13 protein-coding genes are annotated in these 12,846 nt (G+C 62.5%); 10 read left to right on the top strand and 3 right to left on the bottom strand.

The features are described from left to right. Positions 1–1,515, bottom strand: a complete 1,515-nt coding sequence (locus tag ABDB84_RS09905) for a polyamine aminopropyltransferase (RefSeq protein ID WP_345919561.1) — start codon at positions 1,513–1,515, stop codon at positions 1–3. Positions 1,516–1,658: 143 nt separating this feature from the next. On the opposite strand from ABDB84_RS09905, the gene ABDB84_RS09900 reads away from it, so the two are divergent. The 4 genes from ABDB84_RS09900 to speD all read left to right on the top strand — a co-directional run bounded on the left by ABDB84_RS09900 (position 1,659) and on the right by speD (position 5,138). After that, on the top strand, positions 1,659–2,051 hold the full coding sequence (locus ABDB84_RS09900) for a DUF350 domain-containing protein (RefSeq protein ID WP_345919560.1): 393 nt from the start codon (positions 1,659–1,661) through the stop codon (positions 2,049–2,051). A 40-nt stretch (positions 2,052–2,091) separates the two neighbouring features. Continuing rightward, positions 2,092–3,090 (top strand): SPFH domain-containing protein, encoded by a 999-nt coding sequence (locus tag ABDB84_RS09895; protein ID WP_345919559.1) that lies wholly within the window; start codon positions 2,092–2,094, stop codon positions 3,088–3,090. A 13-nt stretch (positions 3,091–3,103) separates the two neighbouring features. After that, entirely contained in the window at positions 3,104–4,612 is a 1,509-nt protein-coding gene (locus tag ABDB84_RS09890; protein ID WP_345919558.1) for a DUF4178 domain-containing protein, read from the top strand. 160 nt (positions 4,613–4,772) lie between these two features. Further along, the gene (speD, locus tag ABDB84_RS09885) at positions 4,773–5,138 is read left to right on the top strand and encodes an adenosylmethionine decarboxylase (protein ID WP_345919557.1); all 366 of its coding nucleotides are present in this window, start codon (positions 4,773–4,775) and stop codon (positions 5,136–5,138) included. Positions 5,139–5,175: 37 nt separating this feature from the next. On the opposite strand, the gene ABDB84_RS09880 is transcribed toward speD, so the two are convergent. Next, positions 5,176–5,580, bottom strand: a complete 405-nt coding sequence (locus tag ABDB84_RS09880) for a hemerythrin domain-containing protein (protein WP_345919556.1) — start codon at positions 5,578–5,580, stop codon at positions 5,176–5,178. 130 nt (positions 5,581–5,710) lie between these two features. On the opposite strand from ABDB84_RS09880, the gene pepN reads away from it, so the two are divergent. The 5 genes from pepN (at position 5,711) to ABDB84_RS09855 (ending at position 11,616) form a co-directional block, all read left to right on the top strand. Further along, positions 5,711–8,374 (top strand): aminopeptidase N, encoded by a 2,664-nt coding sequence (gene pepN / locus ABDB84_RS09875; protein WP_345919555.1) that lies wholly within the window; start codon positions 5,711–5,713, stop codon positions 8,372–8,374. A gap of 66 nt (positions 8,375–8,440) precedes the next feature. Next, positions 8,441–9,139, top strand: a complete 699-nt coding sequence (locus tag ABDB84_RS09870; RefSeq protein WP_345919554.1) for a DsbA family protein — start codon at positions 8,441–8,443, stop codon at positions 9,137–9,139. A gap of 53 nt (positions 9,140–9,192) precedes the next feature. Further along, the gene (locus ABDB84_RS09865; RefSeq protein WP_345919553.1) at positions 9,193–9,783 is read left to right on the top strand and encodes a malonic semialdehyde reductase; all 591 of its coding nucleotides are present in this window, start codon (positions 9,193–9,195) and stop codon (positions 9,781–9,783) included. A gap of 66 nt (positions 9,784–9,849) precedes the next feature. Then, entirely contained in the window at positions 9,850–10,596 is a 747-nt protein-coding gene (locus ABDB84_RS09860) for an NYN domain-containing protein (RefSeq protein WP_345919552.1), read from the top strand. Positions 10,597–10,737: 141 nt separating this feature from the next. Beyond that, positions 10,738–11,616, top strand: a complete 879-nt coding sequence (locus ABDB84_RS09855; RefSeq protein WP_345919551.1) for a transglutaminase-like domain-containing protein — start codon at positions 10,738–10,740, stop codon at positions 11,614–11,616. Here the strand turns inward: ABDB84_RS09855 and ABDB84_RS09850 are convergent. Continuing rightward, entirely contained in the window at positions 11,613–12,524 is a 912-nt protein-coding gene (locus tag ABDB84_RS09850; protein WP_345919550.1) for a LysR substrate-binding domain-containing protein, read from the bottom strand. The genes ABDB84_RS09855 and ABDB84_RS09850 overlap by 4 nt on opposite strands. A 110-nt stretch (positions 12,525–12,634) precedes the next feature. Here ABDB84_RS09850 and ABDB84_RS09845 point away from each other — a divergent pair, with 110 nt between their 5' ends. Continuing rightward, positions 12,635–12,781 carry a hypothetical protein gene (locus ABDB84_RS09845; protein ID WP_345919549.1) on the top strand — a complete coding sequence of 49 codons (147 nt, stop codon included), beginning with the start codon at positions 12,635–12,637 and terminating at the stop codon, positions 12,779–12,781. Positions 12,782–12,846 lie beyond the last annotated feature (65 nt).

The raw sequence follows: 12,846 nt of genomic DNA, 5'->3' as shown, positions 1-12,846 counted from the left end.
TCAGTGCTGCATGCGGCCCCAGTCCTGCTCGAAGTAGCGGACCAGAACCTGATCGTTGAGATGATTGGCTTCGACCTGTGGCACCTGCATGTCGGTGGGGAAGCTGAACATCGCACGCGTGGTGTCGGCATCCAGAAAGCGCATCGGAATGCTGTAGGAAGTCGGGATCACGAAACGCTCATGCGGCGCGGCCAGCACATAGCCCCATTCGCCAAACGAGGGTACATGCGCGTGGTAAGGCCAAGTGTGCAAGCCAGCCGCCTTGAGCGTTTCCACAACGCACCAGAAGGCATGTGGCGCATACCAGGGCGAAGTCGATTGCACGACGATGTAGCCATTGGCCGCCAGATGTTTGCTGACCAGGCGGTACATGGGTACGGAATAGAGCTTGCCAAGCGCGTAGCTTGAGGGGTCCGGCAGATCGATAACGATGAGGTCGAACTGTGCGTAGCTGTTCTCCAGCCATTGCGCAGCATCCGCATTGATGACTTTGACGCGTGTGTCCGTCAGCGCGTGCTGGTTGAGCGCGGTCAGGCGCGCGGCGCTGGAGAACAGCGTGGTCATCTGCGCATCCAGGTCAACAAGGGTGATCTGCTCAAGCTGTTTGTACTTGAGCAGCTCGCGCACAGCCAGGCCGTCGCCGCCACCGAGCACCAGTACGGAATGCGCAGCGGGCAGGTTCTGCATGGCAGGGTGAATCAGCGCTTCGTGATAGCGATGTTCATCCAGCGAAGAGAACTGCAGATTGCCGTTGAGATACAGGCGCAGATCATCTTTCCACTGCGTGATCACCAGACGCTGGTAAGGCGTGGTGACGGCATGCACAATGTTGTCGCCGAACAGACCCTGCTCGGCGAGCTTTGTCATGCGCCCGGCGCCTACGAAGGCCGCGAGCAGCAACACCAGCACCGCCATGCCGCGCAGCTTGACGCCGCGTGGTGAGCGAATGTGTTCGCGGAAGTGGCGCGCTGTCAGCAATGCCACCAGCACGTTGGCAATGCCGAACAGCAAGGCCGTGCGCGCCAGCCCCAGTTTGGGCGCAAGCAGCAGCGGAAACAGCAGGGACACCGCAAGCGCGCCGAGATAATCGAAGGTCAGCACGCGACTGACCATTTCGCGGAACTCCGCACGACGCTCATTGAAGATGCGCATCACCAGCGGAATCTCCATGCCCACCAGCATGCCGATCAGAAACACCAACGCATACAGCACGGTGCGGAAGGGCGACGCCAACCACGCAAAAACCAGGAACAGCACGCTGGCCGAGACGCCGCCGATCAGCCCGACCAGCAGCTCGATTTCGACGAAGCGGCTGACCGTGTCTTCGTCACGCACGTATTTAGACACATGCGAACCCACCCCCATGGCGAACAGGTAGCAGCCGATGATGGACGAGTACTGCAGGATGGAGTCACCCAGCAAGTAGCTCGATAGAGCACCCACAATCAGTTCGTAAGCCAGCCCACACGAGGCGACCACAAACACGGAGAGGATAAGTATGCGGTCAGCAAACATGCCCGAAAGGGTTGTGCGTGATGAATAATTGATTAAACAGCAGCGGCATGTCGGATGATGCTTGCCGTCATTTGAAGCACTTGTTAGTCTCGGCAGCAAATTACGCCACATATACATGTAGTGCCTCGGGAGACACTGCCGCGATGTTAATACAGGCTATCGGAAACTACTGCATCCACCTGCTCGCGGGGCTCGCGATGCTGGGCGTTTTCGTGATCGTTTATTTACGCACCACGCCGTTCGACGAGATCTCGTTGATCCGCCAGGGCTGCGTCGCCGCTGCGCTATCGCTGGCAGGCGCAACGCTGGGCTTCTCGCTCACCATCGCGTCGAGCATCCTGCACAGCGACAACTTCATCATGTTCATGACCTGGGGAAGCTGCGCAATGCTTGTCCAGGTCGCCGCCTATGCCGTCTTGGCGCGCGCGCTACCAAACATGGTTCAAGAGCTATCCGATAACAATATCGCCATGGGGGCCCTGATGGGGCTCACGTCCCTCGTGGTAGGCATCATCAACGCCGCATGTTTGTCCTGACACTTACCCACGCCTTCCACTTCTGGAGCAAGGAGCCGCAATGGGCCTGACCGATTTCATCAAGAAGCAGTTTATCGACGTCCTCCAGTGGACGGAGGATGGCGATGGCGTGTTGTCCTGGCGCTATCCCATGGAAGGCATGGAAATCCAGAACGGCGGCACGCTGGTGGTGCGTGAATCGCAGCTTGCGGTGTTCGTGAACGAAGGCAAGCTGGCCGATGTATTCGGCCCCGGCACTTACAAGCTCACGACGCAGACCCTGCCGGTACTGACCTATCTGCAGAACTGGGACAAATTCTTCGAGTCGCCCTTCAAGAGCGATGTGTACTTCTTCAGCACGCGCCTGCAGCTGGGCCGCAAGTGGGGTACACCGCAGCCACTGACGATCCGCGACAAGGATTTCGGCATGGTGCGCCTGCGCGCCTTCGGCATGTACTCGTACAAGCTGGCCGACCCGAAAAAGCTGCATACCGAGATCAGCGGCACGCGTGACACCTACACGGTGGAAGATCTCGAACAGCAGCTGCGCAATCTCATTGTCACGAGCCTGTCGAGCACGCTCGGTGGCGCCGACGTGCCCTTCCTCGACATGGCGGCCAACCAGCAGCTGATGTCCGACAAAATACGCGAAACCATGGCGCCGGTCTTCGAACGCTACGGGCTGGCACTGGACGCATTCGCCGTCGAAAGCGTATCCCTGCCCGAAGACTTGCAGAAGGCCATCGACACGCGCATTTCGATGGGCATGATGGGCGATCTGGGCAAGTTCACGCAGTATCAGGTAGCCAGCAGCATTCCGCTCGCCGCGCAGAACGAGGGCGGACTGGCGGGCGTCGGTGCCGGCCTCGCTGCAGGTGTAGGCGTCGGACAAGTGATGGCCGATGCCATGCGCAACTCCCTGTCGCAAGCGGCACAGCCTGCCGCCGAAACGCCTGAACTCCGCCTGGAAAAGCTCAAGTCCCTGCTCGACAAGGGGCTGATCTCAGCTGCGGATTACGAGGGTGCGAAAGCCGAAATCCTCAAAAAGCTGATCGGCTGAGGTCAGGCCCGTCATGTTCCAGGTCGCCTGCCCCTCCTGCGGGGCACAGGTCAGCTTTCGTTCGGCCGCCAGTGTCCTGGCGGTGTGCAGCTATTGCCAGAGCACGCTGCTGCGCGATGCGGACTCGGTGCGCGACATCGGCAAGATGGGCAGTGTGCTGGAGGACTGGTCACCGATCCAGATCGGTACCAGCGGTGTTTTTCAAGGCCTCCAGTTCAGCGTCGTCGGACGTTTGCAACTGATCTATGCCGAGGGCTACTGGAATGAATGGCACCTCTTGCTTGATGATGGCAGCAGTGCCTGGCTCGCAGATGCATCCGGCCAGTACAGCCTGACCACGAAGCTCGACAAAGCCGAGGCCAAGCTCCCCGACTTCAACAGCATCACCGCAGGCGACAAGCTGCTCTTCAACGGTGCGGACTATATTGCAGCCGATATCCGCACAGCCCGCTGCAGCGGTGGCGAAGGCGAACTGCCGTTTCGCGCCAATACAGGTTGGGAGGCGCGTGTCGCTGACTTCCGCAGCGGCCATCTGTTTCTCACGCTCGATTATTCCGATGCCGCAGTGCCGACAGCCTACCTGGGCAAGCGTGTCACGCTGCATACCCTCAAGTGCCAGAACCTGCGCTCAACGCAGCAGATCAGCGAGCGCGCAGGCAAGCTGCCGGGCAGCGTCGGCAATCTTGACTGCCCTAATTGCGGCGCGTCCATCAGCTACCGTGCAGGCATTGCGCAACATCTGGTCTGCCAGAGCTGCCACGCCGAAGTATCGCCCGACCGCAACGCTACAACGCATAGCGACAAGTTCGAAGTGCTGGCCAAACACGATCAGCTTGAGGCACGCAGCACGACGCTCGCATTGGGCGACACGGCGCAAATCGATAAACAGCCATGGACCCTGATCGGCCTGCTGGAGCGCAAGGAAATTGGCAACCCGGACGAGAGCTCAAGCTGGGTCGAGTACCTGCTCTACAACCCGGACGCAGGTCTGCGCTGGATCGTTGAAAGCATGGAAGGCTGGGATCTGGTCGAGGTCCTCGACGACTGGCCGTCGCCGAATGGCGCCAACACGCTCAAGCATCGCGGCCTGAGTTTTAACAAACGCTATGACTACACGGCAGAAGTCATCTGGGCCGCAGGCGCCTTCAACTGGCGGGTCAAAGTAGGGGATCGGGTCACCGTACGCGACTACAAAAACGGCCAACGGATTCTGTCTGCAGAACGCAATCGCGAGGAGCTGACCTGGAGCCTGGCCAAACGCGTCCCCACACAGAGCGTCATGCGCTGGTTCGGCAAAGCGGCGCAGCCGGAAATCGCCTCTGCGTCCGCAGCTCAGGACAACGAGGACAGCGGCCCCTTCTGCCGCAATGCGGCCATTGCGTTCAGCGCCCTGATCCTGATCCTCAACGCCAAAGTCATGCTGAATACTGAAGACGGCCTGATGTGGCCATTTATCGGCTTGTTCGCCTTGTGGTACCCGGTACTCAAAGGCAAGGAGCTGTTCTCTGGAGATGAGGACTGATGGGACGCGTGGTCTATATCATCTACGCAGCATTCATCACCGTGCTCGTCACCTCATGCAACCATGCGTCAGAGAGCTCTTCCGGTCATTCGTCCGGCAGCTATCGCAGCTGGGGCGGCTCAGGCTACGGTAGTGGTGGCTTTGGCGGAGGCGGGCATAAATGAGCTCAAGCGGCGCCGGGCGGCATCTGCTGCTGGATCTGAACCTTGCTGACAGCAGGCACCTGTCAGATGTGGCGGGGATAGAAAGGCTGCTGCGTGAAGCGGCCAGCCTGGCTGGCGCAACCGTGATTCACGCGCATTTTCACCATTTTGGCCCCGACATGGGCGTCACCGGCATGCTGCTGCTGCAAGAGTCGCACATCAGCATCCACACCTGGCCGGAACACGCCTACGCCGCCGTCGACATTTTCATGTGCGGCGACGCGCGGCCGGAGCTGGCTGCATCCCACATCGAATCGGGCTTGCACGGCAAAGCCAGCAGCATCCGTGTGCTTGAAAGACAGCCCGCTGCCGTATCAGTCTGAGCTGATCCGCTTCAACAGGCTGGCACCACACGCGTGCTCAGGCTTCGTTCAGTACCAGGTCGCGCGAGCTTTCCAGCACGTCCCACACCACGCCTTCTTCGAATTCGACGTGGCCTTGGAGTACGGTCGAGAAATCGCGCACCATGGCGGAGGTGGGTGCCTCGCCCATCTGGGTGATCAGGGCGCGCATCTGGTTGTGTTCGGCCAGGGTGCGGTCGGCGAGGTCGTCGCGGCCCAGTTCGCGCAGGCGCGGCAGCACGTGGCGTTCTTCCTCCTGGAAATGAGGTTCCATTTCCTGCTGGAAAATCGTGCACACGCCTTTGACGAAGGACGGCAGGTCGGAGTCGTCCTGCGGCATCGCGTCGCGGCCGGCGGCGGAGAGGAGCAGCGCGGCGCGATGCTCCTGCGAGAGGTGCTTCAAACGAAGGGGGAGTTTGCGCATGATGTTTTTAGCCGACAAAGTGTCAAGCTTGAATTTAAGGCACGCCCGATGCAGCCGGGCTTGATCTAGCGCAAATGCTGCGCGTCGTACAATGCAGAATGTTTCCCTCCCTCTTGCCGGACCACCGCTGATGAACGCCGCCCAGACCATCTACCTCAAGGACTACACCGTACCGGCCTATCTGGTCGACCAGCTTGCGCTGGACATCGCCATCCACACCGGCTTCGCGCGGGTGACTGCGCGACTGTCGATGCGCCGCAATCCGGCCGCCACGGCCAGCGCGCTGTGGCTCGATGGCGAAGATCTGCAGCTTGAAGCGCTGAGTATCGACGGCCGTGCGCTGAGCCCCGCCGACTATGTGCTGAGCGACGCCGGGCTGTCGATCACGACGCTGCCGGAGGCCTTTGTGCTCGAATCGGTGGTGCGTATCGAGCCGGACAAGAACACCCAGCTCTCCGGCCTGTACCGCTCGAAAGACGGTTACTTCACGCAGTGCGAGGCGCAGGGCTTCCGCCGCATCACCTTCTACCCGGATCGCCCCGATGTGATGGCCAAGTTCAGCTGCACCCTGCATGCCGACAAGGCGGCCTTTCCGGTGCTGCTGGCCAATGGCAATCCGGTGGCGCAGGGCGATGAAGCAAACGGCTTTCACTGGGCCAAATGGGAAGATCCCTTCGCCAAGCCGGCTTATCTCTTCGCCTGCGTCGCCGCCAAGCTGGATGTGGTCGAGGATTACTACACCACGACATCGGGCCGCCGCGTGCGATGCGCGGTCTATGTGGAGCCGGGCAAGCTCGACCAGTGCGATCACGCGCTGGCTGCGCTGAAGAAATCGATGAAGTGGGACGAGGATGTGTTCGGGCTGGAGATGGACCTGGAGCACTACATGATCGTCGCGGTGGGCGACTTCAACATGGGCGCCATGGAGAACAAGGGCCTCAACATCTTCAACACCAAGTACGTGCTGGCCCGCCCCGACACGGCGACCGACACCGATTACCAGAACATCGACCGCGTGGTCGCGCACGAGTACTTCCACAACTGGACCGGCAACCGCGTCACCTGCCGCGACTGGTTCCAGCTTTCGCTCAAGGAAGGGCTGACCGTCTTCCGCGACCAGAACTTCGGCATGGATGTGCACTCGGCTGGCGTGACGCGCATCCAGGAAGTGCGTACCTTGCGCGCCGCGCAGTTCCCGGAAGATGCGGGCCCGATGGCGCACCCGATCCGCCCGGCCAGCTACGCCGAGATCAACAACTTCTACACCGCCACGGTGTACGAAAAGGGCGCGGAAGTGATCCGCATGATCCACACCCTGATCGGCAAGGCAGCTTTCCGCCAAGGCATGGATCTCTATTTCGCGCGCCACGACGGCCAGGCGGTGACCTGCGAGGATTTCGTCGCCGCGATGCAGGACGCTTCGGGTCTGGATCTCACGCAATTCCAGCGCTGGTACAACCAGGCCGGCACGCCGCGCCTCGTCGTGAAGAGCGCATTCGATGCCGCCGCCAAGCGCTATACGCTGACGGTGACACAACATTACCCGGCCACACCTTACGAAGAACGCATGGCCGCCGATGGCTTGCCGCAAGCGCGCGGTCCGTATCACCTGCCACTGGTGATCGGCCTGCTCGATGCCGCCGGCAAGGAACTGCCGCTGCGGCTGTCTGGCGAAACCTCCGCTGCCGGCACGCAACGCGTGCTGACGCTGCGCGAAGACACACAGACCTTCGTCTTTGAAGACATCGCGAGCGAGCCCGTGCCTTCGCTGCTGCGTGGCTTCTCGGCGCCGGTCGTGCTCGATTACGACTACAGCGACGCCGCGCTCACACATCTGATGGCGCATGACAGCGACGCCGTCAATCGCTGGGAGGCCGGCCAGCGACTGGCGACGGGCATCCTGCTCAAGGGTGTTGAGCACAAGGCGCAGGGGGAGTGGATTCCAGCGCCCTACGTCGACGCCATCCGCGCCCTGCTTGCCTCGGCCTTCGCGCCCGCTGGTGATCCGGCGCTGGTCGCGGAAGCGCTGCTGCTGCCGTCCGAAACCTACCTCGCCGAACAGATGGCAGTGGTCGATCCGGATGCGATCCACGCCGCCCGCCTCGCCCTGCGTCAGCATCTGGCGCGCGCGCTGCGCAGCGAGTTCGAAAGCGCCTACGCGCAGCTCGCCATCGACGCACCCTACTCGCCGGACGGTGCGCAGTCGGGCAAGCGCGCGCTGCGCAATGCCTGCCTCGGCTATCTGGCCGAGCTTGGCGATGAAGCTGCCAACGCGCTGGTGCTCAGCCACTACGAGCAAGCGGCCAACATGACCGACACCATGGCTGCGCTCAGCGCGATCGCCAACCTCGACATCCCGGCGCGCCACACCGTGCTCGACAGCTTCTACAGCAAGTGGAAGCACGAAGCCCTGGTGGTCGACAAATGGCTGCAGGTGCAATCGACCTCGCGTCTGGCGACGACGACAGCCGACGTCCGCGCGCTGATGGCGCACGAGGCCTTCGACATCCGCAATCCGAACAAGGTCTATGCGCTGGTGCGCGCCTTCTGCGCCGCCAATCCCAAACACTTCCATGCGGCAGACGGCAGCGGTTACAAGCTGGCGGCCGATGTGATCGTCGAGCTCGATGCGATGAATCCGCAGGTGGCCTCGCGCATCGCGCGCACGTTTGACCGCTGGAAGAAGTTCGATGCAGCGCGCCAGGCGCTGGCCCGCGTGCAGCTCGAACGCATTCGCGCCCATGTGGGCTTGTCCAGCGATGTCAGCGAGGTGGTCAGCAAGGCGCTCGACTAAGTCCGCCGACCGCGTACGGGGCCGCGATTATGCCGTTTAAAGCAATGACCTATTTACATTGCCGAAATGTTTCGCCATCCCGTACGCGCTACAGTGGTGCCTGATCAGGCCCGGTACGAAGCGATGCACGCAAGCCTTCACTACATCTTCGATCCGCTCTGTGGCTGGTGTTACGGGGCGGGTCCAATGCTGCGCGAGAGCCTCGCCGTGCTGGGTGATGAACTGCATCTGCGCTTTCACCCCGGCCTGCTCTACGCCCAGCCCACGGCGCTGGACAAAGAACAGCGCGCCCAGCTGAGTCTGGCTGATCAGCGCATCCAGACCAGCAGCGGGCTGGACTTTGGCGAGGCCTACAAAGCCCGCGTCCGCGATGCCGATCAGCTGGTCTTCGACTCCACGCTGCCGGCCGCCGCCGTGCTGGCCGCCGAGCGCTGCATCGTCAGCGGTGGTCTGGACATGCTCGAAACGATCCAGAACGCCCACTTCCAGGCCGGACTGGACGTTTGCCAGCGCGAACCGCTGGAACGTTTCGCACGCGGCATGGACATCCTGCCCACGCATTTCAAGGCCGCGCTCGATGCCGAGCTGACCAATCTGGGCAACGCCGCCAAACGCGCACGCGCCATGCTGCAAGCCAGCGGTGCTCAAGGCTTGCCGAACTTCATCCTCGAACATGGCCGGCGCATGATCCGCATCGATCACAACCGCACCGGCTATTCCGCAGTACAGTTCGCCGCGATGATCCGCACGACAGCCACGCATTGAACCGTTTTCACTCACTTGGCCGCACTGTGGCCACATCCGACCGGAGGTTTCTGATGGATTTTCCGCTCCCCGCGCAGGCCTATGACCTGGTATTCCGCACTGCACGCAGCTTCAACCGCTTCACCGACAAACCGGTCAGCGCAGAAACGATCCATGCCCTGCATGAATTGCTCAAATGGGGCCCGACCTCGATGAACAGCCAGGCTGGCCGTTTCCTGTTCCTGCAATCGAAGGAATCGCGCGAGCGTCTGCGCCCGGCGCTGGCCGCCGGCAATCTGGAAAAGACCATGGCCGCGCCGCTGACCGTCCTCGTCGCCACCGATAGCCGCTTCTTCGAGCATCTCGCCACGCAATTCCCGGCCTACGATGCACGCCCGATGTACGAGGCCAATCCGGCTCTCGCCGACAAGGTCGGCCTGCGTGACGGTACCCTGCAAGGCGCGTATCTGATCATCGCTGCACGCATGCTGGGTCTGGACTGTGGCCCGATGGGCGGCTTCGATGCCGACAAGGTGAATGCCGAGTTCTTTGCCGACGGCCGCTACCGCGCCAACTTCCTGATCAACATCGGTTACGGCGATGTCGCCGGCAACTATCCGCGTGGCCCGCGTCTGGGCTTTGACGAGGTTGCCCAGATCCTCTGAAAACAAACCGGGCCGCGGACGGCCGGGCGACTACAATGCCTGCTTTGATGCCAAGCGAGGCAGGACATGAGTACGCCCGACCGTTTCGTTGCCCTGTTCATCGACGCCGACAATGCGCCGGCCACCCATGTTGATGTGATCCTCAACGAGCTGGCGGCGCTGGGCACGGTCGGCATCCGCCGTGCCTACGGCAACTGGAAGGGCGAGCGCCTCAATTCCTGGGAGCGCCTGCTGCACGAATACGCCATCCAGCCGATCCAGCAGTTCGACCTGACCAAGGGCAAGAACGCCACCGACATCGCCCTGGTCATCGACGCCATGGACACCCTCTACGGCCGCAAGGTCGATGTGTTTGCGCTGGTCTCCTCCGATTCCGATTTCACGCCGCTGGCCACGCGCCTGCAAGCCGACGGCAAGACCGTGGTCGGCTTCGGCGAGCGCAAGTCGCCGCTGGCCTTCGTCAATGCCTGCTCGAAGTTCCTCTACCTCGACACCGAAGAAGCGGTCAGCACCGAGGTCGACAGCACGGTCACCAAAAAGTCGGCCAAGGCGCTCAAGGGCGATGCGCGCCTGGTCAGCCTGCTGCGCAATGCCGTGCAAGCGGCCGAGGGCGACGATGGCTGGGCGCATCTGGGCCGCGTCGGCCAGCACATTGCCAACCAGGCCTCGTTCGACGCCCGCAACTACGGCTACAAGAAACTCATCGACCTGTTCCGCGCCACCGATCTGTTCGACATCGAACTGCGCGAGAAGACCAGCTATCTGCGCGACAAGCGCCGCGGCAAGGCCGCTGGCAGCGAATCTGCGCAATAGTTGACGTGCGCCGCGCGGCAGCGGCTGCGGCCTGTTACAGTGGGGTGTCCGCACCGACACACAGTCAGCACGGCCCCACGGGCCGCCGCCCCATTTCATCCTGACTGCAGCGTGCTCCACCGCACGCTCACGAGGTACATCATGGTCAGGCTACGCTTCTCACTCGAACTCGCCTATCAAATCGGCGAGTGGCCCTGTGACTTCATCTTCAATGTCCAGGCCGCCCACACGCCCTGCCAGCGCATCCTCAACGAGCGTCTGAGCATCACCCAGCCGGTGCCTTGCACGCATTACACCGATGTCTCCGGCAACCGCTTCATGCGCCTGCGGGCCGAACGCGGCGCGCTGACCGTGCGTTACGAGGCCACGGTGGACATCCGCCACTACGTCGACCAGCCCGATCAGCTGATGGAGCTGCCGATCGCCCAGCTGCCGGCCGAAGTGCTGCCCTTCCTGTACCCCAGCCGCTACTGCGAGTCGGACGCGCTGCATGTCTTTGCCGCGCGCGAATTCGGCGCCCTGCCCAAGGGCTACAGCCGCGTGCTGGCGATCCAGCGCTGGGTGCGCAGCCGCATGACTTTCAAATCCGGCGTATCGAACCCCAACACCTCGGCGCTCAACAGCATCCAGCAAGGCGCGGGGGTATGCCGCGATTTCGCGCATCTGATGATCGCCATGTGCCGCGCCGTCAACATCCCGGCCCGCTTTACCTCGGGCATCGACTACGGCGCCGATCCGGCACTCGGGCCGACCGACTTCCACGCCTATGTCGAAGTCTTCCTCAGCCACCGCTGGTATCTGTTCGACCCCTCCGGCACCGCCATCCCGATGGGCTTCGTGCGCTTTGGCAGCGGCCGTGATGCTGCTGATGTGTCCTTCGCCACCATTTTCGGCGGTCTGCAATCCTTCGTGCCGGTGCTGCACATCGAAGCCATTGCCGATCCGGCGCAGGGGCTCGACATGCCGCGCCATCGTCCGGAAGCGCTGTCGACCGACGCCGGCTTCGGCAGCGCGGTCTAAACGCCGCGGTTCTGCAGCGCCGGACCCAGCACGCCATCAAGGAATTTCAGGAAGGCGCGCACCGGCGCTGAGCTTTGCCGCCCGCCCGGATACAGGGCCACCACCGCCGGCCCCGGCCGCAACCAGTCCGGCAGCACGCGCAGCAGCTTGCCCTCGGCCAGATGCGGGCGCAGCAGGAAATCGAAATCCTCGTAAATGCCCACGCCCGCCAGCGCGCAGCTCAGGCCGGCACGCGCGTTGTCCACGGCCAGATCGCCGTCGGCCGCCACGGTGATCTTCTCGCGCCCTTTGACCAGCACGTAATCGATGGGCTTGCCAGCATCGGCATCGAAGAAGTCGATCATGCGATGACGCAGCAAGTCATTCGGATGCTTGGGCGTGCCAAAACGCGCCAGATAGGCCGGGCTCGCCGCCATCACAAAGCTGACCTGGCCAAAGCGCCGGTAGCGATACGCCGAATCCTTGGCCGCCGACAGGCGCAAGGCCACGTCGATGCCCTCGGCGGCCAGATCCGGCGCGCGCTCGGAGAGTGAAATGCGCAGCGCCAGATCGGGGTAATCGCGCAGGAATTCCGCCATCCGCGGCAATACCAGGGTGTTGGCAATCGACTCGGTCATCTGCACGTGCAGATGGCCGGCCACGCGGCCGGCACGGCGCGAGAACTCGGCACTCAGATCATCGAGGCCGCTGACCAGCACCGCCGCGCGCTCGGCATAACGCTCGCCATCGGCGGTCAGCGAAACATGGCGCGTGCTGCGGTTGAACAAGGCCATACCCAGCGCTGCCTCCAGCGTCTGCACATGCATGCTCACTGTCGAACGCGCCAGGCCCAGGCGCCGCGCCGCCGCCGAAAAGGAACCCAGCTCGGCTACGCAGAGAAAAGTCTGCAGTTCGACAAAATGCTTCATGGCGCACCTCGCGTTGAATTGTTCGACTCAGCCGAACAATGAATTAGGCTTATTCGAGCACAAGCGGGTCTATAGTTCAAACACGCAATACTTCATCAACAGGTGACCCCATGTCCAAGCCCATTCACGGCACGGCCAACGCAAGGCACCTGGTCTCCTGCGACCCGTTCCTTGCCCAGCCCTTTGCCGCCACGCCGCATCTGCGCGGCCGTGCGTCCCATCCCGAGCCACGCCCGGGCACACCTTTCGGCATCTGACACGCACTGCCTTCGCAGCTGCACGGCACAACAGGCCGGGCCCTGACACGCCCGCGCAAGGAGAA

Source organism: Uliginosibacterium sediminicola, assembly GCF_039631295.1.
GTDB lineage: Bacteria > Pseudomonadota > Gammaproteobacteria > Burkholderiales > Rhodocyclaceae > Viridibacterium > Viridibacterium sediminicola.
The sequence above is the reverse complement of the archived record's forward strand: the minus strand, read 5'-3'. Positions and strand labels throughout refer to the sequence as shown.

Coding starts and splice junctions, on each gene's coding strand:
- ABDB84_RS09905 (WP_345919561.1), bottom strand. CDS start 1,515: ATGTTTGCTGACCGCATACTTATCCTCTCCGTGTTTGTGGTCGCCTCG.
- ABDB84_RS09900 (WP_345919560.1), top strand. CDS start 1,659: ATGTTAATACAGGCTATCGGAAACTACTGCATCCACCTGCTCGCGGGG.
- ABDB84_RS09895 (WP_345919559.1), top strand. CDS start 2,092: ATGGGCCTGACCGATTTCATCAAGAAGCAGTTTATCGACGTCCTCCAG.
- ABDB84_RS09890 (WP_345919558.1), top strand. CDS start 3,104: ATGTTCCAGGTCGCCTGCCCCTCCTGCGGGGCACAGGTCAGCTTTCGT.
- speD (WP_345919557.1), top strand. CDS start 4,773: ATGAGCTCAAGCGGCGCCGGGCGGCATCTGCTGCTGGATCTGAACCTT.
- ABDB84_RS09880 (WP_345919556.1), bottom strand. CDS start 5,580: ATGCGCAAACTCCCCCTTCGTTTGAAGCACCTCTCGCAGGAGCATCGC.
- pepN (WP_345919555.1), top strand. CDS start 5,711: ATGAACGCCGCCCAGACCATCTACCTCAAGGACTACACCGTACCGGCC.
- ABDB84_RS09870 (WP_345919554.1), top strand. CDS start 8,441: ATGTTTCGCCATCCCGTACGCGCTACAGTGGTGCCTGATCAGGCCCGG.
- ABDB84_RS09865 (WP_345919553.1), top strand. CDS start 9,193: ATGGATTTTCCGCTCCCCGCGCAGGCCTATGACCTGGTATTCCGCACT.
- ABDB84_RS09860 (WP_345919552.1), top strand. CDS start 9,850: ATGAGTACGCCCGACCGTTTCGTTGCCCTGTTCATCGACGCCGACAAT.
- ABDB84_RS09855 (WP_345919551.1), top strand. CDS start 10,738: ATGGTCAGGCTACGCTTCTCACTCGAACTCGCCTATCAAATCGGCGAG.
- ABDB84_RS09850 (WP_345919550.1), bottom strand. CDS start 12,524: ATGAAGCATTTTGTCGAACTGCAGACTTTTCTCTGCGTAGCCGAGCTG.
- ABDB84_RS09845 (WP_345919549.1), top strand. CDS start 12,635: ATGTCCAAGCCCATTCACGGCACGGCCAACGCAAGGCACCTGGTCTCC.